Genomic DNA, 379 nt, shown 5'->3' on the forward strand with positions numbered 1-379 from the left:
TCTTTCCTGCGTATCGCAGAAAACGCCATTCACAAAAGTAAATTGCGTCGTCCTGAAATCGCCCTGGGCGAACAGTTTCATGGCTGCCGTGGCGCCCAGGAACTTTTCCGTTAGCGTCCTGGAGATGCCACTCGCATCGACGCACATATACTGATCGCACAGCACGCCACGTTGAGGCGACCTCACGCTTTTGGTTGTGCCAGCAAAAGCCGGTATCGCAGTTACGATAACGATCGCCGCCACTATTTCGGGTCGAAGTCTGTGCATCCTAACGCCATCCAATATCTTCTTTGTGCGATTGCGCGTTTCCGTCGGCTTCGGGCCGAGCCGCCGCCACTACAAGCTGGCACGAGCCGCCATCTCCATCGTTGCAGAAGGC

At 55.9% G+C, this 379-nt stretch carries 2 protein-coding genes; one reads left to right on the plus strand and one right to left on the minus strand.

Annotated elements, in window-relative coordinates; all coding sequences use genetic code 11:
* Positions 1-267: YcgJ family protein (locus AB4Z23_RS28945; protein WP_441361365.1), on the minus strand; the 267-nt coding region annotated here is incomplete at its 3' end.
* Between AB4Z23_RS28945 and AB4Z23_RS28950 the strand changes: the two genes are divergently transcribed.
* A partial coding sequence (locus AB4Z23_RS28950) for a hypothetical protein (RefSeq protein ID WP_441361366.1) occupies positions 191-379 on the plus strand: 189 nt, incomplete at its 3' end. The two genes, AB4Z23_RS28945 and AB4Z23_RS28950, sit on opposite strands and share 77 nt — an antisense overlap.

It is taken from the genome of Agrobacterium sp. MCAB5 (assembly GCF_052114365.1).
Lineage (GTDB): Bacteria > Pseudomonadota > Alphaproteobacteria > Rhizobiales > Rhizobiaceae > Agrobacterium > Agrobacterium tumefaciens.